The sequence below is a fragment of the Peribacillus sp. NPDC097198 genome (assembly GCF_044762055.1).
GTDB lineage: Bacteria > Bacillota > Bacilli > Bacillales > DSM-1321 > Peribacillus.
Map to the genome: position 1 here is coordinate 1 of NZ_JBIWDO010000006.1, position 25,654 is coordinate 25,654.

Genomic DNA, 25,654 nt, shown 5'->3' on the forward strand with positions numbered 1-25,654 from the left:
CATTTTACTAAAAAGGGCGATTTTTTTGTGCATAAATTTCATAAAAAAAGGGTTGCCCTAAAAGTCATTTTCCTGACTTTTGGGACAGCCCCTTTCTTTTCTACAAAAAAAAAAGACCTGCCGTCTCGTAAACGGCAGGTCATTCTCTATTATTCCCTTAACGAAGTTTTTGTTGTTCTTCAAGGGTTTTCACATTTCTCTTTTCTTCCAATGGGTCATGCCCTACTCCGGTATTGACCCCAGTATTGACTCTTCCGGTATTGAGAGAATCGCGGTTCTTCACTGAATCCGTTTTATTTAAAGCATCTCTCTTGGTCGTTTCACCTAGATTTTTTTCACGTACGATGGATGAATCACTACTATCAAGCTGGATATCTTCTTTTTTAAGAGTATCCTGAACTTGTTCAGTATCTTGTACCACTTGTTTCTTGATGACAATTTCATCAGTGACCACCGGTTTTTTGGTCACTTCCAATTTTTCCTCAACAACTGGAATTCTTACAGTTTCCCCATCTTTAATGCTTCCTGCTTCCAGTCCGTTTTCTCTACCTGTAACAGGCCGACGTTCAATTGTTACTTCTTCGTGCTCAACCGGAACATTAATGGTTTTTTGCTGTTCCTTCACTTCTTTATCGATGACGACTTCGCCTGCCTGAACTCTTTCTTTATCAATATTCAACTGTTCTTCACGTAGTCGAATCGTTTTTTCATCTTCTGTCGTTCCACGACCACGGCCATTCATGACAGAAGTATCCTTATCGTTCAACAAACCATTCTGTTCAGCTCCGTTGAAACGTGGGTTTTCCGAGTTGCTATCCAACGTCTTTCCAACCGGACGGGTGCTTCCTTCTGTTCCAGCCTTGAATGAATCTCTTGGTGCAGTTAGATGACCTTTGCCTTCTTCGACTAAAACCAACACTTTTCCTCGTTCTACATCATACACGTATTCAGCTGCTTCACTATTAGAAAGCCCTGCATCCGCTAGTTTCGTTGAAAGGTTCGCATGCTCATCTGGCATGAAGAAGCGTGCCACCTTGTCCATAAAGCTATCATCATGTGATGCATTCGTAATGGTATGGACATCCGTTTCCCTTTGTTGATTCGTAAAGTCCAGTGTTTCTTCTTTGTCTGCTACAACCGTTATATCTTCCCCTTCATAGCCTTTCGCTTTAAGTGCATTGATTGCTTGGATCACTTCTGCATTAGATTCATATACTCCATAAACTGTCTTATTCATATTAAATTCCTCCTCGTATTTTATCGATGTATTTGGTAGTTGGTATATTTAGAATGTACCCGTTAGTATGCGAACTAAACGAATAAGCCATATTACATTTGTGTTATAACATTACATTACGTTCTCAAAAACGAATGACTTTTCCCTCCAGACCCCATCTGGACTAGGGATGCAAGCATTATATAAATGTAATGTTTAGAATCAATACCCCCATTTTACTAGTTTGCATAAATTCAATAGATTCGCTTTCTTCTATATATAGGCGTCCTACCTACTAAAGAAGTGTCTCCAAATCTCACCAACTAGAATTTTAGAATCAAAAAAACCCCCTCCTGTTTAAGGTTATCCTTAAAGCAGGAGGGGGTTTTACTCTCATTATGGAATCATCCAAGAAAGGATGCCATTTTGCAAGAACGTGATAATACATACAAGAAGCAATAAGAACAAACTATGCTTGAGGGTGAATCTCAATAATTCGGACTCCCTACCAGCCAGTCCGACAGCCGCACAAGCGATGGCAATCGACTGAGGGGAAATCATCTTTCCGGTTACACCCCCGGAGGAATTCGCCGCGAGCGCCAATACCGGCTCCATTCCAATCTTTAAAGCGGTAACTTTTTGCAGACCTCCAAATAATAGATTGGCAGATGTATCCGAACCTGTAATGAACACACCTAACCAGCCAAGGACCGGTGCGAAAAACGGGAAGAAGTCTCCGGTCTTTGCAAGTGTCATTCCCAAGGTCGTCGACATCCCCGAAGAATTCGTCACATAAGCGAAAGCAACGACAGAGGAGATCATCAAGATTGGCTTGGCTAATTCTTTCATGGCTTCCACAAATGTATCCAAGAATACTTTTGAAGACATATGTACGATGAACTTTGTCACAATGGCCGCCAGTAAAATGGCCGTTCCTGCTGTACCGAGCAGTTCGATTTTATAAAAAGCTGCAATGGGCAGGCCATTGCTACCAATAATTTCATTATGCAAACCAGGCACTTCAATTTGGAAAGTTAATAGTTTACCAATTTCATTGATTCCTTTTAAAATGGCATTCGTTCCCTCATAATGACCGGATAATGCCGGCTTTATTGGATTCAATCCCCAAATGGAAATGAAACCCGTCAACAGAAGGAATGGAGACCACGCATGAAATATCTGCCATTTTGTATACTTTTTCTCTGTTTCTTGTTCGGAAGCAAATTCTTCAACAGCTGCTGCCGTTTCTTCCGACTTGAATCGAAAAATCGTTTTTGGCTTCCAGAATTTCAGGAAGATGGCTAAGGCAAACAATGATACTAATGCAGAAAGAATATCCGGTAATTCAGGTCCAAGGAAATTCGAACTTACATATTGGGTAATGGCAAAAGATAGACCGGAAACGATGACAGCCGGCAACACTTCAATCGTCCGTTTCCATCCAGACATGATCATGATGAGATATAGTGGGATGAAAGCCGACAAGAAAGGTAACTGGCGACCGACCATTTTGGATATTTCCATAGCCGCAATACCAGTAGGTCCTTCCATCGCAATAATCGGAATCCCGACCGCACCGAATGCAACAGGTGCCGTATTGGCGATTAAACAGATTCCCGCTGCATATAGCGGATTAAATCCAAGTCCCACCAGAAGAGCTGCAGAAATGGCCACTGGTGCACCAAATCCAGCCGCCCCCTCTAAAAAGGCCCCGAATGAGAATGCCACCAATAAAGCTTGAAGGCGGCGATCTTCCGTCAAGGACAGGACAGAAGATCGGATAATGTCAAATTGTCCACTTTTCACAGTCATCTTGTACAAGAATACGGATGTGATGATGATCCATCCGATAGGCAACAGTCCGTAAACGGCCCCTTGAGAAGCAGACATCACGACTTTTCCTGCCGGCATCCCATACGCGAAAACGGCAGTTACAAAAGCAACAAGCAAGGTTGTCAAACCCGCTAGGTATCCTTTCATCCGTTTGATGGTAAGAGCCCAGAAAAAGTACAAAATGGGTATAAGCGCTACTAGAGATGATAGTACCAGATTATCAAGAATCGGTGTAAAGTTCTGTGTCCATGTCATTCGTTTCGACTCCATTCACTATATTTTTCAAACTTTCAGATATTTATATTCAGTGAAAACCCTTTCATATTTATATTTCTTCATATTGCTGGAAGTCATCAGATGACTTGATGATTATTTATTTAAGGTAAATGATTAGAAATGGAAAATCAAGGTTTTTTTCTTTTTTGATCATATTTCCTTATCGACAGATGAGAAACCAACAATGTGTTATATAATAAAGATAACTAGAAAAAGCAAAGAAAATCGGGGTGTTCCTACTTGACCTACAAAAAAATAAAACCAAAGAAAATTTATGAAGAAGTCAGTGATGAACTGTATGAAATGATTCGTTCCGGTACTTTGAAACCGGGCGATAAATTAGATTCCATTCAACAGCTTGCGGAAAATTTCCAGGTCGGCCGCCCGGCCATTCGTGAAGCATTAAGTGCCCTTAGCTCGATGGGGCTCATTGAAATTAAGCAGGGCGAAGGAACATTCGTGAAAACTTTCGACCCTAGCATCATGAACTACCCATTGACTACAGCTCTGTTGATGGATAAAGAAAATATTAAAGATTTACTGGAAGTCCGAAAAATACTTGAATCTGGAACTGCCGAGTTAGCCGCGAAAAAGCGGACCGCTGAGGACATTGCCGAAATGGAGACGAAGCTTGCGGAAATGCTAAAGGTAGCCGACGATGAAGCATTGAGTGATAGAGCTGATATAGGGTTTCACGTGACCATTGCGAACGCTTCTAAAAATGAGTTGCTCATTACATTGATGAGCCAGGTGTCAGTGATGATGACCGAAAAGATGCGTGACATTCGACGTCTTGCTCTCTATTCTGAAGAAATGTCCCTTAAACGGCTTTATCAGCAACATACCCAAATTTACCAAGCAATCGTCGACAAGGACGAAGCCGGCGCCCGCCATGCCATGCTTTTCCATTTGCAAAATGTCGAGGAATCTTTTGATAAATTCATCCTCCAAACCAGTGAGAAAAATCAATAATACGCACGATTTCTAAAAATGAACTATACAAATTATACAGAATTTGATATATTATTCTGAAAAAGATTCCATGTTTCTAGGGAAAATGGCAAGTTATTCAACCATTTCCTTTTTCTATTTTAGTCATCAGATGACCTGTTAACTCATTTGAAAAAGGAGGAAAAATTATGAAAGTGACTTTATTCGCCACATGTTTAGTGGATTTATTTCAATCCAATGTCGGAAAAGCGACGGTGGAACTGCTTGAGCGGCTTGGTTGTGAAATTGACTTTCCGGAATCACAGATTTGCTGTGGACAACCGGCTTATAATAGCGGCTATACAAAGGATTCAAAAGAAGCAATGAAAAAGATGATCCATACATTTGAGGATGCACAATATATTGTCACCCCTTCTGGTTCCTGTGCAGCTATGTTCAAAGAGTACCCGGTTCTTTTTAAAGGAGATCCGGTTTGGGAAAAGAAAGCTGTTGCATTGGCAGAAAAAACATATGAACTGACTCAATTCATCGTGGATGTACTAAAGGTGACGGATGTCGGTGCTAAGCTTGAAGGTAAAGCGACCTATCATACATCCTGCCATATGACTCGATTGCTCAAAGTGAAAGAAGCTCCTGCCATTTTATTGAGCCATGTTAAGGGACTGGAAATGACACCGCTTCCGGACGCCCAAAACTGTTGTGGCTTTGGGGGGACCTTTTCAGTCAAGATGGGAGACATTTCCGGACAAATGGTGGAGGAAAAGGCTTGTAATGTGGAAGACACCGGAGCCGACTTTCTTATCGGCGGAGACGCTGGTTGCTTAATGAATATCGGGGGCCGTATCCAACGTAAAGGGCAACCCATCAAGGTTTTACATATTGCAGAAGTATTAAATAGCATTTAAAGAAACCGAGGAGGCAAAACGATGTCTATGAAAACGAGTTCTGCCAAGTTTAAAGACCGGGTGGACGAAGGAATACAGAATGACTTTATGCGATTGGCCGTTTCGAGTGCCCAAGAACGTTTACATGGACGCCGCCTAACGGCCGTTGATGAATTGGGAAACTGGGAGGAATGGCGCTCCCTTGGGGAAGAAATCCGCCAGCATGTACTAAGTAACCTTGATTTTTATTTACATCAGCTTGCCGAAAACGTATCCAAAAGGGGCGGTCATGTCTTTTTTGCGGAAACGGCGGAAGAAGCTAGTGGGTATGTTAAGGACGTCATCGAAAAAAAGAACGCAAAAAAAGTCGTGAAGTCGAAATCCATGGTCACGGAAGAAATTAACCTGAACGCAACACTAGAATCAGCGGGAGTCGATGTCATCGAAACGGACCTAGGCGAATATATCCTGCAGCTTGATAACAATGATCCTCCTTCACATATCGTGGCACCAGCGCTTCATAAGAACAAAGAACAAATTAGAGACGTTTTCAAAGAAAAGCTCGCCTATACGAAAACTGAAAAGCCTGAAGAGCTGACGGACCATGTCCGGGGAATCCTGCGGAAAGAGTTCCTGAGTGCCGATATTGGAATTACTGGCTGTAACTTTGCGGTTGCTGAAACGGGCTCCATCGGTTTGGTAACGAACGAAGGCAACGCAGATTTAGTGACGGCCCTTCCAAAAACCCAGATTACGGTGATGGGGATGGAACGTCTCGTGCCGACGTTCGATGAATTTGAAATCCTTGTCAGTTTATTGACGAGGAGTGCGGTCGGCCAGAGATTGACCAGTTACATTACCGCCCTTACCGGACCAAGAGATGAAGGGGATATTGATGGCCCCGAGGAATTTCACCTTGTCATCGTGGATAATGGACGTTCCAAGATTTTAGGGACTGAATTCCAATCGGTACTCCAATGCATTCGCTGTGCCGCTTGTATTAATGTTTGTCCGGTCTATCGTCAGGTTGGCGGTCATTCCTACGGTTCGATTTATCCAGGCCCAATCGGGGCGGTACTTTCCCCTCTTCTTGGTGGATATGAAGATTATAAGGAATTGCCTTATGCATCGACGCTTTGTGCAGCCTGTACAGATGCCTGTCCAGTAAAGATCCCGCTTCATGATCTATTGAGGAAGCATCGTGAAGTCATTGTCGAAAAAGAAAAAATGGCTCCTTTTTCTGAAAAAATGGCGATGAAGGCATTCGGAATTGGCGCTGCCTCCCCGATGCTTTATAAATTCGGATCCAAAATGGCTCCTTCCGCCATGTCTCCTTTCAAGACTGGGGATATTATTTCAAAAGGACCAGGACCACTTAAGTCTTGGACGGAAAGCCGTGAATTTCCTGCCCCTAATAAGGAAAGCTTCCGAGATTGGTTCAAGAACCGTGACAAAGGAGGGCAATCATCATGACCGGAACCATTCAAAACGAAGATACATTTTTAGCGAAGATAGCCAAGAACTTGGGGAGGTCCCCCATTACGGAAGGCATATCCCGCCCCGTATGGAAACATGCCCCACAGATGGAAGTCTTGAAACATGCAACACAAGAAGAGCTCGTCGAGGAATTACGAGAACAGTGCACCCGGATTCATACTCAGGTCCATCTTACGGATTCAAGTCAGACTGCACATGTTTTGCAACAGGTCATGGAAGAACTTGGACATGGGCCTGTCATCATCCCGAAAGACCAAAGATTCACAGACTATCAATTAATGGATGTATTGAATGATACAGGCGTCCATGTTTGGGATCATCAAATCGGGAGAAAGAATATTGAAATGGCGGAACGTGCCAACATCGGCATAACGTTCAGTGAAATCACGCTGGCCGAATCTGCTACAGTCGTTCTGTATAGTGATAAGGACCATGGCCGCTCGATTAGCTTCTTGCCCGCTTGCCATGTTTCCATCATTCCAAAGAGCAGCATCGTTCCGAGGATGACCCAGGCCGCTATGGCACTCCGGTCCAAGGTTCAGCAAGGTGAGCTTGTTCCATCCTGTATTAACTTCATTACAGGGCCAAGCAATTCCGCTGACATCGAAATGGATTTGGTCGTAGGCGTTCATGGCCCAATCAAAGCAGTCTATATCATCGTTGAGGATAAATAAAGAAAAAATGGAGAGCTCCTTTTAGTAGGAAGCTCTCCATTTTCATCTCATTGATTATTCATAGATAATCCGGTCCACCGTTTCCCGGTCGAGGCGTTTGATCACTTCAACTATGAGTTTGACGGCATTCTCATAATCATCACGGTGTAGCATCGCAGCATGGGAATGAATATAGCGCGTCGCAATCGTAATGGCTAATGCGGGTACACCATTTGCGGTTAGGTGAATGGAACCGGCATCCGTTCCACCGCCTGGAATCGATTCATATTGATAAGGAATGTTCATTTCATCAGCTGTATTCGTAACGAAATCCCGTAATCCTTTATGGGCCACCATCGATGCATCATAAATGACGATTTGCGGGCCATTCCCCATTTTACTCATCGCTTCTTTATCACTTACACCAGGTGTATCCCCTGCAATCCCTACATCAACGGCAAAACCGATATCCGGCTGGATCTTGAATGTCGATGTTTTAGATCCACGCAGGCCCACTTCTTCTTGGACTGCTCCAATTCCATACACTACATTCGGATGTTCACTATCTTTCAATTGTTTCAGAACATCGATCGCGATGGCGCAACCAATTCGGTTGTCCCAAGCTTTGGCAAGAAGCATCTTATCATTATTCATGACCGTGAATTCGAAATAAGGCACCACCATGTCTCCTGGCTTGATTCCCCACCCCTGTGCTTCTTCCTTACTGGTCGCTCCGATATCAATGAACATATCCTTTATCTCAACCGGCTTCTTCCTCGCTTCTGCCGTTAAGATATGCGGCGGTTTTGACCCGATGATGCCTGTCACATCGCCTTTGCTCGTCACGATCGTCACACGCTGTGCAAGCATGACCTGTGACCACCATCCCCCTACCGGCTGGAAACGTAAAAATCCTTTATCGTCGATTCGTGTAATCATGAAACCGACCTCATCCAAATGGCCCGTCACGACAATCTTCGGCCCATTTTCCTCACCTGTTTTCTTAGCAATCAAACTACCCAATCCATCCGTGGAAATTTCATCCGCATATGGAGTTATGTATTCAGTCATGACCTTTCTTACTTCACTTTCATTCCCGGCAATCCCTTTTGCATCCGTTAAGTCTTTCAACATCTTAAGCGTTCCATCTAATTGAACCATTCCCGTTCCTCCTCATTCATACACTTCAACTTTCATTATACAAAATATGGGTATAACCCACAATTAATAGCCATTCTTCTGCCGTTCATAATTCACTTCATTCTTACTGACATACGCGGCCTCTACATCCACCGCAGAAAAGCCAAGCATCTCCCCTAAGCGTAAGTACTCGGTAAATACCGCTTGAAAGGCAGGCTCCTCCTGCTGTACACGAAACTCATTGATGGATCCATAAATCTTTATAAATTGCGCAGTTACATCCTCCCCTTTCAGATGGGAAGCTGATTCCACTTTGGGCATAAACCCTTTTTCAATGCCAAGTGACAGAATAAAATGTATGCCATCGACATATTCAGCTAAAACCGTATCCTTATCCGAAGGGCCTTTAAGACTCCAAAACTTAAAACATCTTGTTTCGTTCGCCAGCTCGCCAAGCTCTACTAATAGAGCCAGAATCTTTCTCTCAACAAGATCCTCATTATGTAATGCATGCTTCTTCTCAATATGTTTATCCAAGGCAGCCTGCATGTCCATCAATTTTTCGATATTCATTTCATCACTACTTTCATCAGTCATGCTTAAATTATATCAAATAAATGAAACTTATTAAAAACCTATACGTAAAAGAAAGGAATCACTCTGTTTAGGAGGAAACATGATGGTATTAATACTACGGATCTTGCTTTTGGCTCTTATCATCTTTTTCATATACACGACAATCAAATATTTATTTAATCCGAAACGAAAATTGGAACTTGCACACGAACAGAAAAAGTTCTTTTTGCTCGATGATACATCGAATATCCGCAAGAATTTTTTATTGACCTACAACGGGGTGATGTTTGAAGGGGAAAAATATTTAGGTACGACCGAACGTTCCTTTGAGGTGATCTCCATTTTCATCTGGCCGAAGAAAACTTCCGCTTTGAAAGGCTTAAAGCGTGATGATTTCTTAAAGATTGAAAGAGCCATAAAAAAACAATATCCAGATGCCATGATTGACTGGAAAAGTCCGGTTAAGGAGTTTTTGACCGACTAAAATGGCAATGGCCTTGAGTGACTTCCACTCAAGGCTTTTATTTTTCATGCGATTGAAAAAATTCTTTCCATGGCACGACCGTCTGCTTTTCCCTCAATAAGTACAGCAATAAGGTAAGCGATAATAAAATGATGATGATGAGTGTCGGGCTGAAATCCGCAATATAATGACCGAAAACCGTATAGACGAAGGCAACGGGGATATTTGTCATGAAGGATAAATAAAAGTAGTTCTTTAATCCTTTATTGGATTCCAAAAGACAGAGGGATAATAAATAGTAATGGATGAACGGAATGAGCCGCAATACCGCAATTTGACGGCTGTTAAGTTTCCGATTTCCGAATAGCTTATTTTTAAGACGAAACAGTTTTTCCTGCATTTTAGGAAACTTTTCAATGACGAAATAAAAAATCATATTAGCAAGGGTCAGACCGATGATGGAGTAGATGGTTCCAAAAGCTGCCCCGAATAAAATGCCCCCTGAAATGCAAACGACTATCACAGGTATGAATAAAAACTGTCGTAACAAATGGAAAGTGATGAAAATTAATGGTGCAAACACACTGCCGGATTGAACGTAACCCATTAAAAGTGTCAGTTTTTCATCCATGTTCTCCCTCCAGCCAATTCTTGCTGCTTCTACAAGCATATACGCAATTTCAGTAACATATGACTAACGAATGATGTTGGTGAGTAATAGCACAATCTGGATAACCATTAAAGCAGGTAGCCCCCATTTAAAAGTGAAGTGCTTCGTTTTATGGCGGAAATGACGCATCCCCATGAATGCTCCCGTTCCCCCGCCAATGATGGCCCAGGTCCAGAGTGTCTTTTCACTGATCCGGTATTCCCTCTTCCGTGCCTTCTTTTTATCGATGCCCATCAACACAAACCCGATGATGTTGACCATGATGAAATAGGCAAGAACGAACCATATCGCTTCCATCTTCTTTCCCTCCTTGCATATAAAAAGCCGCCCTCTTAAAAAAGAGAGCGGCTTATATCAGTCAGACTTATTTGTCTAATTGTTGTTTAGCAGCAGTTGCTAATTGAGCAAAAGCTTGTTCGTCAGCTACAGCAAGATCAGCAAGCATCTTACGGTTCACTTCGATACCAGCAAGCTTTAAGCCATGCATTAAACGGCTATAAGATAGTCCGTTGATGCGAGCAGCTGCGTTGATACGAGTGATCCAAAGTTTGCGGAAATCACGTTTTTTCTGACGACGGTCACGGAAAGCATAGTTTCCTGACTTCATTACTTGTTGGTTAGCTACTTTGAAAAGAATATGTTTCGAGCCATAGTAACCTTTAGCTAATTTTATAACCTTTTTACGACGTTTGCGAGTAACAGTACCGCCTTTTACACGTGGCATGTTATTTCCCTCCTATTTAACTCGATAAATCGAACTTATTTAATGTTATCTAACATATGACGAATACGTTTGAAGTCACCTTTGCTTACAAGGCTAGCTTTGCGAAGCTTACGCTTTTGCTTAGTAGATTTGTTAGCAAATAAATGGCTTGTGTAAGCGTTAGAACGCTTAAGTTTACCGGATCCAGTTTTTTTGAAACGTTTAGCTGAACCGCGGTGAGTTTTCATTTTAGGCATAAGGTATTCCTCCTCATTACAAAATACTTAATAATTACTTTTCGGCTTTTGGTGCTAAAATAATGAACATGCTGCGTCCATCCATTTTTGGATGTTGCTCGATTGTAGCCACTTCTTTACATGCATCTGCAAAACGAACCAATACGCGTTGACCGATTTCCTTATGCGTGATAGCACGACCTTTGAATCGGATAGAAGCTTTTACTTTATCGCCTTTTTCAAGGAATTTGATTCCGTTGCGAAGTTTCGTATTGAAATCATGTTCTTCAATCGTCGGGCTCAAGCGAACCTCTTTCAGACTGATGACCTTTTGATTCTTACGAGCTTCCTTGTCTTTCTTTTGCTGCTCGAAGCGGTGTTTTCCGTAGTCCATAATCCGGGCTACCGGAGGCTTTGCATTTGCAGCAACTAAAACTAGATCAAGATTTACACGAGCGGCTATTTCCATTGCCTCGAATTTCGTTTTAATTCCAAGTTGTTCTCCGTTTTGGTCAATAAGACGAACTTCACGGGCTCGGATGCCCTCGTTTACCATCGCGTCTTTACTAATAGTTAGCCACCTCCAAAGATATTGGCGAATACGAACGTTTGAATCAATTAGGTCACGCTCACAACTCGCTTACAGGATATAATAAAATAAAAAAAGTGTGGATGCATGCAGCACCCACACTGATAGACTAATTTAGAAAGATCCAAATAATCAAATCATGACCTGTTAACTGCATTGCTTGCGTCAACCAGGTGAGAAGCGGGTGCCTCTTCTTTCCTCAAACCGTATTCAATTCACTTTAGAAATATATCATAAACACTGATGACTTGTCAAATACTTAATTCGTTTTAATTCGTTCGTTTTTCACAACAGAATTAATCTTATCAAACATTAGGAGATTTGACAATACATTTTCCTAAAGTATTTTGAATAAATAACATTCACCATCATACGACCACGTCGAAATGGGAGTGCTTCACTACATCCTCGAATTCATAAACCCATCTTTTGATTCACCGATGCTCAGGCCTACCATAGCCTGTCACTCCATTTCCTGCATGATCATCACCTGTTAGGATTTTCTTTTGCCTTTTTCTTTTTCTCAATCGAATCCCACGAAAATAGAGCGATCCAAAACAGCAGGACTGGGAAAATGGCATATTGTCGGTAATCATCCAACATCAATAAAACGATGACTAACAAAAAAGCCGGTGCAAATAAATAGGAAAATTTCTTTTTCATGATGTCACTCCTTATTCTTCGTTGTCTTTATCATGCCTTAATTAAAAGGGAGACACAACAATATGTGCCTCCCTTTTTTTGTTAACGACTCACTTCTGCTTTAATGGCTGAAACGAAGTCTTCGAAAGATACCGTTTCGGATTTTTGTTCGCCGTATTTACGGACGTTCACACTGCCTTCGTTTACTTCATTATCACCAACGACAAGCATGTAAGGGATTTTTTGCATTTGTGCTTCACGGATTTTGTACCCGATTTTCTCATCACGAGTGTCCAAATTAACACGGATGCCTGCTGCCTTCAGTTTATCTTGGATTTCTTTTGCATATTCAAGATGCACTTCAGGTGAGACTGGAATCACTTGTGCTTGGATTGGGGATAACCAAGTTGGGAAAGCCCCTTTGTATTCTTCGATCAAGTAAGCGACAAAGCGTTCCATGGTAGAAACTACGCCACGGTGGATAACGACCGGACGGTGATGTTTACCATCTTCACCGACATAGTTTAAGTCAAAACGTTCAGGAAGCAAGAAATCAAGCTGAACAGTCGATAATGTTTCGTCTTTTCCTAAAGCCGTCCGCACTTGGACGTCCAGTTTCGGACCGTAAAATGCCGCTTCGTCTTCCGCTTCGAAGTAATCAAGGCCAAGCTCGTCCATCGCGCCTTTTAACATGCTTTGCGCTTTTTCCCACATTGCATCATCGTCGAAGTATTTCTCAGTATTGTTTGGATCGCGGTAAGATAAACGGAATGAATAATCCTTGATATCGAAATCCTTATAGACTTCTAAAATCAGGTTCACGACACGTTTTAATTCGTCTTTGATTTGATCCGGACGGACGAAAATATGAGCATCATTCAATGTCATTCCACGTACGCGCTGCAATCCTGACAATGCGCCTGACATTTCATAGCGGTGCATCATGCCAAGTTCAGCAATCCTGATCGGAAGTTCCCGGTAGCTATGGATGCTGTTTTTATACACCATCATATGATGTGGGCAGTTCATCGGACGAAGAACAAGCTGTTCATTATCCATGTCCATCGCTGGGAACATTCCGTCTTGATAGTGGTCCCAGTGTCCAGATGTTTTGTAAAGGTCGACACTACCCATGACAGGTGTGTATACGTGGTCATATCCCAGGCGTTCTTCCTTGTCCACAATATAACGCTCAATCGTACGGCGGATTGTTGCACCTTTTGGCAGCCACATAGGCAGCCCTTGGCCGACTTTTTGTGAAGTCATGAACAGATCCAATTCTTTACCGATTTTACGGTGATCACGCTCTTTTGCTTCCTCTAAGAAACGTAGGTGGTCAGCCAAGTCTTCTTTTTTGAAGAAAGCCGTACCATAAATACGTTGCAACATTTTGTTCTTGCTGTCGCCTCTCCAATAGGCCCCTGCAATGCTTAACAGCTTGAATTCTTTGATCTTTCCAGTGGAAGGTACATGAATTCCCCGGCAAAGGTCAAAAAACTCACCTTGTTCATAAATCGTTACTTGCTGTTCAGCTGGAATCGCATCGATCAATTCCAATTTATATTCGTCGCCAATCTCTTTAAAACGGGAAATGGCTTCATCACGGGTTACTTCAATACGTGAGATTTCCAGGTTTTCATTGACGATTTTCTTCATTTCTTTTTCAATCGCTGAAAGGTCATCAGGAGTCAATGATTCCTCAAGATCGATATCGTAATAAAAACCGCCTTCGATGACTGGACCGACACCGAATTTAGCGTTTTTATAAAGACGTTTGATGGCTTGTGCCATTAAATGGGCGGTACTGTGGCGAAGAACTTCAAGTGCTTCCGCAGCATCTTGTGTAACGATTTCAATGGTACCGTCTTCTTCGATTGGACGTTTCAAATCATATAGTTCACCATTGAATTTACCTGCAATGGATTTTTTTCTTAGTCCTGGGCTGATGGATGCTGCGATGTCTTCAGTTGTTGTGCCTTTAGCAAACTCCTTCACCGCTCCATCAGGAAAAGATATTTTCAGTTGTTCTGACATTGTAGCTTCACTCCTTCTTTTAGTTACCATCCGTTTCAAGTTTCAGGGGGATACCAAGCAATTGCGCGGATTAAAACACAAAAAAGCCCGCCCCTGTATAAAACAGGGACGAGCTTAGTAATTAAATTAACCCGCGGTTCCACCCTCGTTCCACTCTGCTTTTCACGGCAAAGTGACACTTGTAACTAGATAACGGCAGCTTCCCGTCAGCTCATAGTCGCAAAAAAATTGCTTTCCGAACCGAAGTTTAAAGGTGGTAAGTGTTCTATGCTAATAGGAAGCTTACAGCCTGCTGGCTTCCCTCTCTGTAAATTGGCGACTAGAATACCCGTGTCCTCATCATAACTTTTTGTTTTTAATAGTATGTAGGAAATTATAATTCGTTATGCATTGAAAATCAAGGTTAAAATTAGATTTTACCCAAAATCCCCAAGATAATCATTCAGTGGCCTGCTTAAAGGCTGAAAGCGGCAGGACGGTCGCCCTTTCCTCGAAGATTCGTGTCATCGTTTGAATCAGGCCTTCCTCCTTATTATCCGTATAAATATATAAGCTAGCCGGTGCGATGGATAAGAGTGGTGCCCAAAGGACCGTATCAAGAAAGAATGAAATATCGGCCAGCAACTTCCTGTCAATCATGCTTGTCAGTTTTCGGCGATCCATCCTGCCAAGCTCATGATCATAGAATTGAAACCCGTCATGATTGACAAGGTGAAGCCTTGGTACCTTCGATTCCTGTTCATGCAGGCAATCCCTGAGCATCGCAATGAAATTTTGGTAATCCTGCTCGAGCTTATATTCATCGATGGCCCGAACTGCATACTTTTCCAACGCATGCTGAAAAGACCTTAACCGAAAGGTAGTGAACGAATCGAATGAAAAAGACACCTTTCCCGCCAATATACTCTGAAGGCCTTCTTCGATCAATTGCTTTTCCCTACTGAATAAACTGCCTCCACATTCGGTGTTTTCCGCTTCAATGATGGAAGAAGCTATCTCGATGATGGCATCGATTTCTTCTTGTTCTCGATAGAAAAATTTGCCGATGATGATTTGTTTAAGAACAGGAAGCGTTTTTTCTTCAAGTAAAAAGGAATGAAATGTTTCACTGAGCAGTGTCAGCCATTTATCGGTTTTTAGTTTGGACATATCGATAACGAGACCTTGTTGTGGGGAAAATTCAATATATGGTTGAACTTCTGTCCCCAAAGGATGGACAGAAACGAAATTCAGCAGTTTTAAAGCTTCCGAATCATTTTGGAACGTAATTTGCACTACGACATCCCCCCTTCCCCCTTGCTTTACTTTTTTCATGTATATGGGAATAGGGGCTTATTTAGAAGTAGGATGGTGTGAAAGGGCAAAAAAAAAGCAGCCTCTTTGTAGAGACCACCTTCCTTTACCTTCTGCGATTGATACCATCAAGCTTTACAGGTTCCGCTAAATATTGAATCCTCTCCAATACCCTTGCCGCTTTCACTTCTTCTTTCTCACCACGTTGGGAATAAGTCAAGTGATTCTCCAGACCCTTCATATCAAAATTGGAAGTGAAAAACGTCGGTAAATTTTCAAGCATTCTAAATTGCAGGATGGGCCCTATGACTTCATCCCGTCCCCAGCTTGTCATCGATTCTGCCCCAATATCATCAAGCATCAGGACAGGCGCCGTTTTGACCATCTCTATTTTCTCGTTGACGGTATTATCACCGATTGAACCTTTCAGTTCCCGTAAATAATCAGGAACATAGACGATCATCGAAGAGATTTGCCTTTGCGCAAGTTCATTGGCGATCGCACCCAATAAATACGTCTTACCAACGCCAAACTTTCCGTATATATACAATCCCTTTTGACGTTTGCCAGGCTCATATTCCATGATGAACGATATCGCTTTTCCTAGGACGCCTAACCGTTTATTTTCATCGTCCGTTTGTGAAAAGTCTTCAATCGTTGCCTTTAATATATCCTTGGGAACGTATAGACTGCGAATGAGCCTCTCCCGTTTCCGCTTCTCATCCTCTGCCAATTTCCTCGGACAGATTTCATAATTCAAATTAAGGGCCTTCCCTTGAACAACGAGCTTTGGATAATACCCATGCATCATATTGATGCACCCATCCAGGCTTGGACATCTATCACACTTGTTGCTCTGAGAAATGAATTCGTAAAGCTTACCTAAATTCTTATCAATCATTTCCTCTGTGACCGTTGAGCTATTGGCATTCAGAAAAAGACGCACCTGTTCATTTTCAAAGATTTCCTGCTTCAACTGTTCATAGCGTTTCTGGAAATCACCCGTATTGGCCAGTTTATTAAGCGATCTGTTAATCTTTTCCATCGTTTATTTCACCTCCAGCTTTCCACTGCTTCCACTTCTCTTGAAGCTCACGTTTTTGTTCACTCAGTTCAGGCTGTTCCGCTTTCTGTTCAGGCTGTTTCTCCTCGTCCTGTTCAAGCCAGTCCGGAACCACTTCTTCTCTGATCGATTTTTTCCGGCCACCTTTGGCAACGTTCTTGCTTCCTTGTGCCCACTCTTGGTATTTCCGGTGTTCATTTTTAGCCAGTTCCATCGCTTCTATGACTGTGGAAACCTTCAATCGTGCCCAATGACCTGCCAGTTTTTCCACATATCCCTTTGTGAATTTCATGTCTGTCTTAAGCATAACGTATTCGATTAAAACATTCACGACTCCAGGATTCAGCTTCTGATTGATCATTACACCTTCCACCACTTTTAAATCACCACTGGTCGGTTCCGCTCCTCCGGATAATTGCATGAGCCGATCACGCGGGGAAGTAGTCTCCAAATGGCGAATAAGCTCTTGCTCCTGTGTTTTCGGTTCATCTTTTTGCGTCCGTTCCCGTATAGGCTGTACACGATTAATCAAGGAAGGCATGTCGGCCTGGCGTTCAATTTGGTACCAGTCCCTTGCCGCTTTCCGAAGCAGCTCTTCATCGATCTCATCGTCCAGCGTTACGGCATCCATTACTAGTTTTTGCATTTCAAGCGGATTGATGCCATATAAAAAAGCTAGTTTGGCGATGGTATTTCTAATCTTAGGCGTAAAGGCCTTCTTGGGTACAATCGAGCTCTTCATCCCAGCGAACAAAAGATCAAAATCAAACAAGCCATCGAACCCCGAAGGCTCGACACCGTCAGATTGATCGATAAATTGCTGTTTAGGCAATGGGTTCCATTCGTTTTTGGCTTCATCCGTAACATAGAGGGAATCTAGATGATCTGATGAAAAAACCTCTGCAAAGGATTTCGTCACATATTCAAACTGGTCCGTTGCAATCGTGTCCACACAAAAGAATCTCTTCAGCCGGTTGAATTGGACTTTTCCTATTTTTTTATATAAATAGATATTCAGCATGCCATCCGTGAAAAACTGCTGCGGGGATAGAGGCGGATTCAATTCATAGATGAATTCCTTCGTATCCCCTTTCGATTTCTTGTACACATTCAGCAATCCGATTCCTTCAAGTAAAAGACGTGCTTCATATATATCGCCTAATTTCAGGCCCATGGTATTCATCAATTGATAGTGGGAGGAAGCCTCCGACCAAAGCCGGTTCTCCTCCAATTCGCTCCATAACGTCATGTATAGGCTAATACAGATCGGTCCAATAAGAGGTTGGTACAGCCGTGTCAGTATTTTCCGATCATAATCATGAAGCAGCCCCGCAGAGGACACCATGTACGAATCCGCGGGGAGCAGTTCCTGCCAATGCATTGACATCTTCATTCAAACCTTTCAAAAGATATAGTGAAAAAAGAGCCAAAGTAAATCTTCAGCTCTACTTTCTTTCTTTATTTATTAAATCTTTCAGTTCATCGATAAATACATTAATATCTTTAAATTGTCGGTATACGGAGGCAAATCTCACATAGGCCACTTCATCAACTTCAGCCAGTTGGTCCATCACCATTTCACCGACACTGTCACTTTTCACTTCCGAAATACCCTGATTGCGCAATTCCTTTTCTACATAACTCGTGATTTGTTCTAGTTCCTTCAATGGAACCGGACGCTTTTCACAAGCCCTGATTAGTCCACGCAGGATTTTATCACGGCTAAACTCTTCCCGAGTCCCGCCCTTTTTCACGACGATCAACGGCGTCTCCTCGACCTTTTCAAAAGTAGTGAATCGAAACCCGCATGCCTCGCATTCCCGGCGTCGTCGAATCGATTTACTTTCATCGACAGGCCTGGAATCGAGCACTCTCGTTCCGTTATATTGACATGATGGACATTTCATCATTACCAGCTCCGTATTTTAAGTGATACTCCTAATCAAACTTCCCTAAGGAATACTATTTTATCTTAATCTTATATAAAAGGGACAACCAGTACAAGTAAAAAGTGAAACTTCAGGTAAAGGATGTGTGTACTTACTATGTAAATGCCTGTTAATGGAGCTTTTCCATGAGTGAAGAATGGCCATTTCATGGCATCAAAAAAGAGATGCATATATAGCATCTCTTGTTAACCCGTTTATTATAAAGCACCCATTTTAGTTTTTTTCATTTGCACGGGACCAAGTCCACGTGGAAGTTCAATATTCTCGCGCGTTTGTGCATTCAAAGCCTCCGCGATATAATCGGCTGCAATATTAGGATCTAAGTTGCCGCATGTATAAACATCAATGCTGGCATATCCATGTTCCGGAAAGCTATGAATGGTCAGATGTGATTCAGAGATAATGACGACCCCGCTCACTCCTTGTGGAGCAAATTTATGGAATGCCACCTCGCGAACCTCAGCACCCGATTTCAGTGCAGCATCGACGAAGATTCTCTCAATTAAATCAATATTGTTCAGTTTTTCAAAGTCACAACCCCAAAGTTCAGAAATGACATGTCTTCCCATCGTTTCCATCGTGTAAGCTGTTTCCATATTCTGTTCCCCCTTACATAATTAAAAATTCTGAATCCTTAATAACTACCACGGGGGAAAGTTAGTCCAAAGAGGTCCTAACCCTTTAAGTAGCCATTACGCAAACTCCCTTTTTAGGAAGTTCACGATTCATAGTATATAATGTATGGATTTCTTTTGCAACTGCATTTTGCATTTTTGGAAATTTAATCATTAATTGTTAATCTGACAGGACCAAGGAATTAATACCCAAGGTTCCGTAACTTTCCTAAACGTATCCATAAAAATAGCCCGTTAAACATATAACGGGCCATTACTCTTATTTAACTGACATTTGAACTTCAGAAGCCTTCGTCAACTCCGAAGCCACCAATTTTACAAGATCGACTACTCGATTGGAGTAACCCCACTCGTTATCGTACCAAGCCAGAATTTTCACTTTTCTATCACCAATCATCATCGTCGACAGACCATCGATGATGGCTGAATGCGGATTGGTCTTAAAATCACTTGAAACAAGCGGTTCTGTTGTATATTCCATAATTCCTTTAAGCTCATTTTCTGAGGCATCTATGAAAGCCTGATTCACTTCATCAATCGTAACATCACGGTTTAAATCCACAACAAGGTCGACTAAAGAGACGTTCGGCGTCGGTACACGTATGGCCATACCATGAAGTTTGCCCTTCAATTGAGGCAACACCAATGAAAGAGCTTTAGCCGCCCCTGTAGTCGTAGGGATGATGCTTTCTGCAGCCGCACGGGCACGCCTTAAATCTTTGTGCGGGTTATCGATGTTATTTTGGTCATTCGTATAAGAATGGATGGTTGTCATCAAACCATTGTCTATGCCGAACTTTTGATCAAGTACTTTGGCAACCGGTCCAAGGCAATTAGTCGTACACGACGCATTCGAAATGACGAAATGCTTGTCGATTTCTAACGCTTCCTGATTTACGCCCATCACAATGGTAACGTCTTCATTTTTACCCGGCGCGGAAAGGATGACCCTTTTTGCCCCTGCTTCTAAGTGCATGGCGGCTTTAGAACGCTCATTGAATTTACCCGTAGCTTCGATTACAATATCTATATCCATCTCTTTCCAAGGCAATAGCTTTGGATCGCGATTATTTATCAGTTGTACACGTCGTCCATTCACTACAAGAGAATCATTTTCGGCAATGATTATGCCGTCAAACTTCCCATGAATTGTATCATACTTCAATAAATGGGCTAACGTTTCAGCGGGATAGCTTGCATTAATGGCAACGATGTCCAGACTCTCATCTACTATTGCCTTACGGAAAACCATTCTTCCAATTCTTCCAAATCCGTTAATCGCTATTCTTGAATTCATTTATCGGACCCTCCTGAATATATTAATGTTATACTTAATACCCTTCATATGTAATTAGTATAACACATTACTCTTGAAATGTGTTAATAAAAAAGCGGATTTCTTCCTTTTTCAAAACAAAAAGGAAGAAACCGTTAAAGTCCCTTCCTTTTCCACTCTATAGGATCTCCCATTTCTTAAGTATTTCAACAACCTGCTTTTTGGTTTCTTCTATATTGCCATTATTGTCGACGATGGCATCCGCCAGTTCCTTTTTATCTTTCAATGGCATTTGCGAATGGATTCTCGCTAAAGCGTCGGTTTCCGTCAACGCATTCCGGTTCATTAATCGCTCTAGTTGCACCGATTCATCCACGTATACCAAAAGTGTCCTTTCCACCATAAACGTCAACTTGCTTTCGAACAGGAGTGGAATGTCCATGAATACCGTTTTCGCTCCAGCAGCAAGAGCCTTTTCCGTTTCTTGGCGCATCCATTTTCTCACGGCAGGATGTACGATACTATTTAAAAGCAATCTTTTTTCTTGATCGTGAAATATGATCGAGCCTAACTTTGCCCGGTCGATACTTCCATCAGGTAATAAAAGATCTTCGCCGAAAGCCTTCACCAACTGTAGATAGGCCTCTTCCCCAGGTTCCACGACTGCACGGGAAGCCACGTCCGCATCCACTATCACGAATCCCAATTCCCTTAAATATTGACTGACACTACTTTTCCCACTGGCAATTCCACCAGTAATTCCGATGATTTGTCCCATAAGCTCCCCCTTTTCCCCGCTCTCTATAACTTGAATAGGCCGATTAAAATCAGTAATAACCCCGGAAGAAAGGTCAGATGCTGCACGATTTTGTTATTGGAAAGCAATTTGCCGCATTGAAGTCCGCTCCCGATAAAGATGAAGCTCATCACAGCAATGCAAAGGGCAAGAATGATTGGGGAAATCCCCATCATGGCAGCTCCCACTCCGGCACCGAACGCATCCAGTGACAATGCGAAGCCCAATACAAGCGCCTCGATACCGGTAATCGTCCCTGATTTATCAAAATCGGCATTCATTGGTTTTTGTAAGATATTGATAGCCACTCCAAGTGATTTTATTTCAAAATTGAAGATGATTTTTTCATGGTATCGCTCATCATTCGTTTCCTTCTCGGGCCTAAAATATTGGTACACCATCCACGAGCCCAGAAGCACGAGGATAATGCCCCCTGTTCTTTCTGCGGCCCCGACAGAGATAAGCTGACTGATGAATTCACCGATGACCATCGCAATACCTAGGCTCATTGCCGAACAGACCGATACGACGGCAATGGATTTCAAGGGTATTTTCACCTTGCGCATACCGAACGTCATGCCAACACCGAAACCGTCAATGCTTACTGCAAAAGCAAGAAAAATAATTTGTAGCCACATCGGAATGAATGCTCCTTCCCTTCTTGTTGCTACCCTAGTATATGGGAGGAGCCCATCCGATGTGTTTGATCAAATGATTACTTATATGGCTGGCAAGTCGGGCATATATGCGTGCCCCGTCCTGCGACGACCAGCTTTTCGAGCGGGGTACCGCAGATCTTGCAGTTCTCCCCTTTGCGTCCGTATACATTCAATTCCAACTGGAACATGCCGATTTGACCTTGCGAGTTGACGTATGAACGTATCGTGCTCCCGCCTTTTTCCACGGCTTCGCTCAAAGTGGCGATGATTTCGCCATGCAGCCTTTGAATTTCTTCCAATGTAAGGGTGGAAGCCACCCGTTCAGGATGAATGCCCGAACGGAATAAGGATTCGTCCACATATATATTACCGATCCCGACCACGACGGTTTGATCGAGTAGAACAGGTTTGATCTTCCTGCTCGTTTTCGCAAGTTTTGCCCGAAGTCCCTCGACGGTGAACTCGTCCGATAGAGGTTCAGGACCTAAATGCAACAGAGGCATTTGCTCCATTTCCTCTCCTTTACGGAATAAATGCATCGTTCCGAATTTGCGGACATCCCGATACCTAAGCTCACTGCCATCCGTGAACGTGAAGATGACATGGGTATGTTTATCGTAAGGGTCCCCTTTCAGATGGACACCGTATTTCCCTTCCATCCTTAAGTGGGAGACCATGGAATAATCATCCATGGTGAAAATGAGGAACTTGCCCCGACGGCCAATGCTGTGAATCGTCTGGCCCCTTAATGCATCTTGAAACTGTTCAACTGGCTCAGGTGCCTTTATGATTTTGGGCCAGAAGACGGAAACCTCCATGATTTCCTTTCCTAATACAAGCTGTTCCAATGTTCTTCTGACGGTTTCCACTTCAGGAAGTTCTGGCATTACAATCACCTATCTTCATTTATTTAGCATCAAACCATGTTGGTCCATATGCATAATCCACTTTGAGTGGAACGTTCAATTCAATCGCATTTTCCATTTCTTCCGGAACGATCTTCATCAGGATCTCGAGCTCCTCCGGTGGTGTTTCGAAAATCAATTCATCATGTACCTGCAGAAGCATCCTCGTTTTAAGCCCTTCTTTTTTCAGGCGTTCGTTCATATTGATCATCGCTAGTTTAATGACATCTGCGGCACTTCCCTGGATTGGGGTATTCATCGCTGTCCTTTCAGCAAAACTTCTGATATTGAAATTACGGCTCGTGATTTCGGGAATGTAGCGCCTTCTTTGCAGTAATGTTGTGCTGTATCCGTTCTTACGTGCTTCATGAATGCTTTCTTCCATATAATCCTGCACACCAGGGAAGCTTTTGAAATACCTCTCGATGAACTCCCCAGCTTCCTTACGTGTTATCCCAAGACTTTGAGAAAGTCCATAGTCACTTATTCCATAAACGATTCCGAAGTTTACGGCTTTAGCGTGTCTACGCATATTTGATGTGACTTCCTCGGAAGGCACATGGAATACATCCATTGCCGTCCTTGTATGAATATCCATCCCGGCCCTGAACGCTTCAACCAATCCACTGTCATTGGCGATATGCGCCAATACGCGGAGCTCGATTTGCGAATAGTCGGCTGCGAAGATAATCCAATCCTTTTCGGAAGGAATGAACGCCTGTCTGATTTTCCGACCTTCCTCTAGACGAATCGGGATATTTTGCAAGTTAGGGTCCGTTGAACTAAGGCGGCCCGTTTGGGTCAACGCCTGATTGAATCGGGTATGCACTTTATCCGTTTCCTGGTTCACCACTTTGAGCAAGCCCTCGATATAAGTCGATTGCAACTTGCCCAATTGCCGGTAGAGCAGGATTTCCTTTACGATATCATGCTGGCTTTCCAGTTTTTCCAGTACATCCGCTGACGTGGAGTAGCCCGTTTTCGTCTTTTTGTACACGGGGAGCTCCAATTTTTCAAATAAGATCACCCCGAGCTGTTTCGGGGAATTGATATTGAAGGCTTCCCCGGTCAAATCGAAAATTCGTTCCTCAATGCTTCTTAAGCGGACAGCCAATTCCTGTCCCATCTTTTTCAGCCTTCCGATGTCCACCTTTACGCCCTGCCACTCCATATTTGCTAGGATGATGGACAATGGCAGCTCAAGGTCCGTCAATAAATCGTATTGTTCGAACTCACGCAACTTTTCGATCATCGGTTCCTTCAATGCAAAAATGCCCTTCGCTTTTCTGGCAATATGCTCACTAAGTTCTGCATCTCCAGGTATCTTCCGCTTTGCCCCTTTTCCATAAAAGACATCATCGCTCTCTAGCCGCACAAGCCCTTGCGTTTTCGTGATTTCCGCCACTTCATCTACAGATTCTCCGGGATCCAAGATATAGGAAGCTAGAAATACATCAAAATCAATGCCTTTTATATCGATTCCACGGTGGCGCAGAAGGACGACCGTACGCTTCGCATCAAAGACCGTTTTCTTTTTGGTTTCATCCTCCGCCCATGTTTTGAACACTTCAGATGTCAGTAGGCTTTCACCCGGGAAATAAAAATGTCCATGTTCATTACTGATGGAAATACCCAGGATCTCTGCACGATGATAGTTATCCTCAAGAATTTCAAGGTATAGGGCATTCTCATTAGCAAGCATATCCATTGTCAATTCTGAACCCGTCTGAACATGGATGTCTTCCTGTTCTAGCGGTTCCCGTCCTGATACGTCCAGTTTTTCCAGAAGAGTCGAGAAACCTAACTCTTTATAAAAGTCAATGACCTTTTCCTGATCCATACCGTTATATTCCGTTTCGTCCACACCCACTTCAATGGGAGCTTCTCGTGTGATCGTCGCAAGCTCCTTACTTAGTAGCGCAAGGTCTTTATGCTCCTCGATCTTTTCTTTTAACTTCTGTCCGCTAACCTCATCAATCGATTGTAGCAGGTTTTCGACCGTTTCGAATTGATGCAGCAATTTAAGTGCCGTTTTCTCGCCCACACCGGGGATGCCTGGGATATTATCGGATGCATCGCCCATCAATCCTTTAAGATCAATGATTTGCACGGGGGAAAGGCCATACTTTTCATGGATGTGCTTCGGTGTATACTCCTCGATTTCAGTGATGCCCTTCTTCGTAATCGAGACGGTCGTTTTTGGCGAAGCTAATTGTGTTAAATCCTTATCCCCGGAAATGACCTTCACCTCGAACCCATCTTTCTCGGCCTGAAGGGAAAGCGTTCCGATAATATCGTCCGCTTCATAATTTTCCAGTTCGTACCGTTTTATTTGAAAGCAATCAAGCAGCTCCCTTATGAAGGGGAACTGTTCAGATAGTTCCGGTGGCGTTTTCTGACGGCCACCCTTGTATTCCTTAAAGGACGCATGTCTAAACGTCGTTTTGCCGGCATCAAAGGCCACGAGTATATGGGTCGGCTTTTCTTCCTCCAGAATGCGATTGAGCATCATGGTGAAGCCATATACGGAATTCGTATGGACCCCTTTGTCGTTATTCAAAAGCGGAAGCGCAAAAAATGCGCGGTAAGCTATGCTATTTCCATCTATAAGTACTAACTTTTTATTCAAAATTGTCTTCCTCCAGTCACACCCGTTTTATGTAGGTCGGCTTCTATTAATCACACAAAAAAACCGTTCATCGTCTCTTTCCATTC

The 25,654-nt window shown here is 42.9% G+C and carries 26 protein-coding genes and 1 other annotated feature; of the genes, 5 read left to right on the forward strand and 21 right to left on the reverse strand.

Going from position 1 to position 25,654, the window contains the following annotated elements; translation table 11 throughout:
* Window positions 1–157: 157 nt before the first annotated feature.
* Both ACIQXQ_RS11910 and ACIQXQ_RS11915 read right to left on the reverse strand, forming a co-directional pair.
* Window positions 158–1,237: a YsnF/AvaK domain-containing protein gene (locus ACIQXQ_RS11910; RefSeq protein ID WP_402957695.1), complete on the reverse strand. Its 1,080-nt coding sequence runs from the start codon at window positions 1,235–1,237 to the stop codon at window positions 158–160.
* Window positions 1,238–1,612: 375 nt separating this feature from the next.
* Window positions 1,613–3,304 carry an L-lactate permease gene (locus ACIQXQ_RS11915; RefSeq protein WP_402874468.1) on the reverse strand — a complete coding sequence of 564 codons (1,692 nt, stop codon included), beginning with the start codon at window positions 3,302–3,304 and terminating at the stop codon, window positions 1,613–1,615.
* Between the two features lie 261 nt (window positions 3,305–3,565).
* Between ACIQXQ_RS11915 and ACIQXQ_RS11920 the strand changes: the two genes are divergently transcribed.
* The 4 genes from ACIQXQ_RS11920 to ACIQXQ_RS11935 all read left to right on the forward strand — a co-directional run bounded on the left by ACIQXQ_RS11920 (window position 3,566) and on the right by ACIQXQ_RS11935 (window position 7,331).
* On the forward strand, window positions 3,566–4,297 hold the full coding sequence (locus tag ACIQXQ_RS11920; protein WP_402957697.1) for a FadR/GntR family transcriptional regulator: 732 nt from the start codon (window positions 3,566–3,568) through the stop codon (window positions 4,295–4,297).
* A 167-nt stretch (window positions 4,298–4,464) separates the two neighbouring features.
* Window positions 4,465–5,181 (forward strand): (Fe-S)-binding protein, encoded by a 717-nt coding sequence (locus ACIQXQ_RS11925; protein ID WP_402874462.1) that lies wholly within the window; start codon window positions 4,465–4,467, stop codon window positions 5,179–5,181.
* A gap of 21 nt (window positions 5,182–5,202) precedes the next feature.
* Window positions 5,203–6,633 carry a LutB/LldF family L-lactate oxidation iron-sulfur protein gene (locus ACIQXQ_RS11930; protein ID WP_402874459.1) on the forward strand — a complete coding sequence of 477 codons (1,431 nt, stop codon included), beginning with the start codon at window positions 5,203–5,205 and terminating at the stop codon, window positions 6,631–6,633.
* A complete protein-coding gene (locus ACIQXQ_RS11935; RefSeq protein WP_402874456.1) occupies window positions 6,630–7,331 on the forward strand; it encodes a LutC/YkgG family protein in 702 nt (233 codons plus the stop codon). Before ACIQXQ_RS11930 ends, ACIQXQ_RS11935 begins: the two co-directional genes overlap by 4 nt.
* A 54-nt stretch (window positions 7,332–7,385) precedes the next feature.
* On the opposite strand, the gene ACIQXQ_RS11940 is transcribed toward ACIQXQ_RS11935, so the two are convergent.
* Both ACIQXQ_RS11940 and ACIQXQ_RS11945 read right to left on the reverse strand, forming a co-directional pair.
* Entirely contained in the window at window positions 7,386–8,471 is a 1,086-nt protein-coding gene (locus ACIQXQ_RS11940; protein ID WP_402874454.1) for a M42 family metallopeptidase, read from the reverse strand.
* 63 nt (window positions 8,472–8,534) lie between these two features.
* Window positions 8,535–9,023 carry a dUTP diphosphatase gene (locus tag ACIQXQ_RS11945; RefSeq protein WP_402957700.1) on the reverse strand — a complete coding sequence of 163 codons (489 nt, stop codon included), beginning with the start codon at window positions 9,021–9,023 and terminating at the stop codon, window positions 8,535–8,537.
* Window positions 9,024–9,129: 106 nt separating this feature from the next.
* On the opposite strand from ACIQXQ_RS11945, the gene ACIQXQ_RS11950 reads away from it, so the two are divergent.
* The gene (locus tag ACIQXQ_RS11950) at window positions 9,130–9,510 is read left to right on the forward strand and encodes a sigma-w pathway protein ysdB (RefSeq protein WP_402874451.1); all 381 of its coding nucleotides are present in this window, start codon (window positions 9,130–9,132) and stop codon (window positions 9,508–9,510) included.
* 37 nt (window positions 9,511–9,547) lie between these two features.
* Here the strand turns inward: ACIQXQ_RS11950 and ACIQXQ_RS11955 are convergent, their stop codons facing one another.
* The 17 genes from ACIQXQ_RS11955 to polA all read right to left on the reverse strand — a co-directional run bounded on the left by ACIQXQ_RS11955 (window position 9,548) and on the right by polA (window position 25,568).
* Entirely contained in the window at window positions 9,548–10,120 is a 573-nt protein-coding gene (locus tag ACIQXQ_RS11955) for a TVP38/TMEM64 family protein (protein ID WP_402874448.1), read from the reverse strand.
* Window positions 10,121–10,183: 63 nt separating this feature from the next.
* Entirely contained in the window at window positions 10,184–10,456 is a 273-nt protein-coding gene (locus tag ACIQXQ_RS11960; RefSeq protein ID WP_402957701.1) for a DUF1294 domain-containing protein, read from the reverse strand.
* Between the two features lie 67 nt (window positions 10,457–10,523).
* The gene (gene rplT / locus ACIQXQ_RS11965; RefSeq protein WP_402874442.1) at window positions 10,524–10,883 is read right to left on the reverse strand and encodes a 50S ribosomal protein L20; all 360 of its coding nucleotides are present in this window, start codon (window positions 10,881–10,883) and stop codon (window positions 10,524–10,526) included.
* Window positions 10,884–10,918: 35 nt separating this feature from the next.
* Window positions 10,919–11,119 carry a 50S ribosomal protein L35 gene (gene rpmI, locus ACIQXQ_RS11970; protein ID WP_034309070.1) on the reverse strand — a complete coding sequence of 67 codons (201 nt, stop codon included), beginning with the start codon at window positions 11,117–11,119 and terminating at the stop codon, window positions 10,919–10,921.
* A 34-nt stretch (window positions 11,120–11,153) separates the two neighbouring features.
* Window positions 11,154–11,654: a translation initiation factor IF-3 gene (infC, locus tag ACIQXQ_RS11975; RefSeq protein WP_402874439.1), complete on the reverse strand. Its 501-nt coding sequence runs from the start codon at window positions 11,652–11,654 to the stop codon at window positions 11,154–11,156.
* Between the two features lie 98 nt (window positions 11,655–11,752).
* Window positions 11,753–11,889, reverse strand: a sequence feature (ribosomal protein L20 leader region).
* 284 nt (window positions 11,890–12,173) lie between these two features.
* Window positions 12,174–12,350 (reverse strand): hypothetical protein, encoded by a 177-nt coding sequence (locus ACIQXQ_RS11980; RefSeq protein WP_402874436.1) that lies wholly within the window; start codon window positions 12,348–12,350, stop codon window positions 12,174–12,176.
* A gap of 81 nt (window positions 12,351–12,431) precedes the next feature.
* Window positions 12,432–14,363 (reverse strand): threonine--tRNA ligase, encoded by a 1,932-nt coding sequence (gene thrS / locus ACIQXQ_RS11985; protein WP_402874433.1) that lies wholly within the window; start codon window positions 14,361–14,363, stop codon window positions 12,432–12,434.
* 438 nt (window positions 14,364–14,801) lie between these two features.
* Entirely contained in the window at window positions 14,802–15,638 is an 837-nt protein-coding gene (gene ytxC / locus ACIQXQ_RS11990; protein ID WP_402874430.1) for a sporulation protein YtxC, read from the reverse strand.
* A 124-nt stretch (window positions 15,639–15,762) separates the two neighbouring features.
* Window positions 15,763–16,701 (reverse strand): primosomal protein DnaI, encoded by a 939-nt coding sequence (dnaI, locus tag ACIQXQ_RS11995; protein ID WP_402874427.1) that lies wholly within the window; start codon window positions 16,699–16,701, stop codon window positions 15,763–15,765.
* A complete protein-coding gene (locus tag ACIQXQ_RS12000; protein ID WP_402874424.1) occupies window positions 16,688–18,106 on the reverse strand; it encodes a replication initiation and membrane attachment family protein in 1,419 nt (472 codons plus the stop codon). Before ACIQXQ_RS12000 ends, dnaI begins: the two co-directional genes overlap by 14 nt.
* 58 nt (window positions 18,107–18,164) lie before the next feature.
* Window positions 18,165–18,626: a transcriptional regulator NrdR gene (gene nrdR / locus ACIQXQ_RS12005; RefSeq protein WP_402874421.1), complete on the reverse strand. Its 462-nt coding sequence runs from the start codon at window positions 18,624–18,626 to the stop codon at window positions 18,165–18,167.
* A gap of 239 nt (window positions 18,627–18,865) precedes the next feature.
* Window positions 18,866–19,246: an adenosylmethionine decarboxylase gene (gene speD, locus ACIQXQ_RS12010; protein WP_402874640.1), complete on the reverse strand. Its 381-nt coding sequence runs from the start codon at window positions 19,244–19,246 to the stop codon at window positions 18,866–18,868.
* Between the two features lie 316 nt (window positions 19,247–19,562).
* Window positions 19,563–20,600 (reverse strand): glyceraldehyde-3-phosphate dehydrogenase, encoded by a 1,038-nt coding sequence (locus ACIQXQ_RS12015; RefSeq protein ID WP_402874420.1) that lies wholly within the window; start codon window positions 20,598–20,600, stop codon window positions 19,563–19,565.
* 157 nt (window positions 20,601–20,757) lie between these two features.
* The gene (gene coaE / locus ACIQXQ_RS12020) at window positions 20,758–21,357 is read right to left on the reverse strand and encodes a dephospho-CoA kinase (protein WP_402957702.1); all 600 of its coding nucleotides are present in this window, start codon (window positions 21,355–21,357) and stop codon (window positions 20,758–20,760) included.
* 23 nt (window positions 21,358–21,380) lie between these two features.
* Entirely contained in the window at window positions 21,381–22,013 is a 633-nt protein-coding gene (gene ytaF, locus ACIQXQ_RS12025) for a sporulation membrane protein YtaF (protein WP_402957703.1), read from the reverse strand.
* Between the two features lie 77 nt (window positions 22,014–22,090).
* Window positions 22,091–22,921, reverse strand: coding sequence for a DNA-formamidopyrimidine glycosylase (gene mutM, locus ACIQXQ_RS12030; protein ID WP_402957705.1), 831 nt, complete (start codon window positions 22,919–22,921; stop codon window positions 22,091–22,093).
* A gap of 19 nt (window positions 22,922–22,940) precedes the next feature.
* Window positions 22,941–25,568, reverse strand: coding sequence for a DNA polymerase I (gene polA / locus ACIQXQ_RS12035; RefSeq protein ID WP_402957707.1), 2,628 nt, complete (start codon window positions 25,566–25,568; stop codon window positions 22,941–22,943).
* Between the last annotated feature and the right edge of the window lie 86 nt (window positions 25,569–25,654).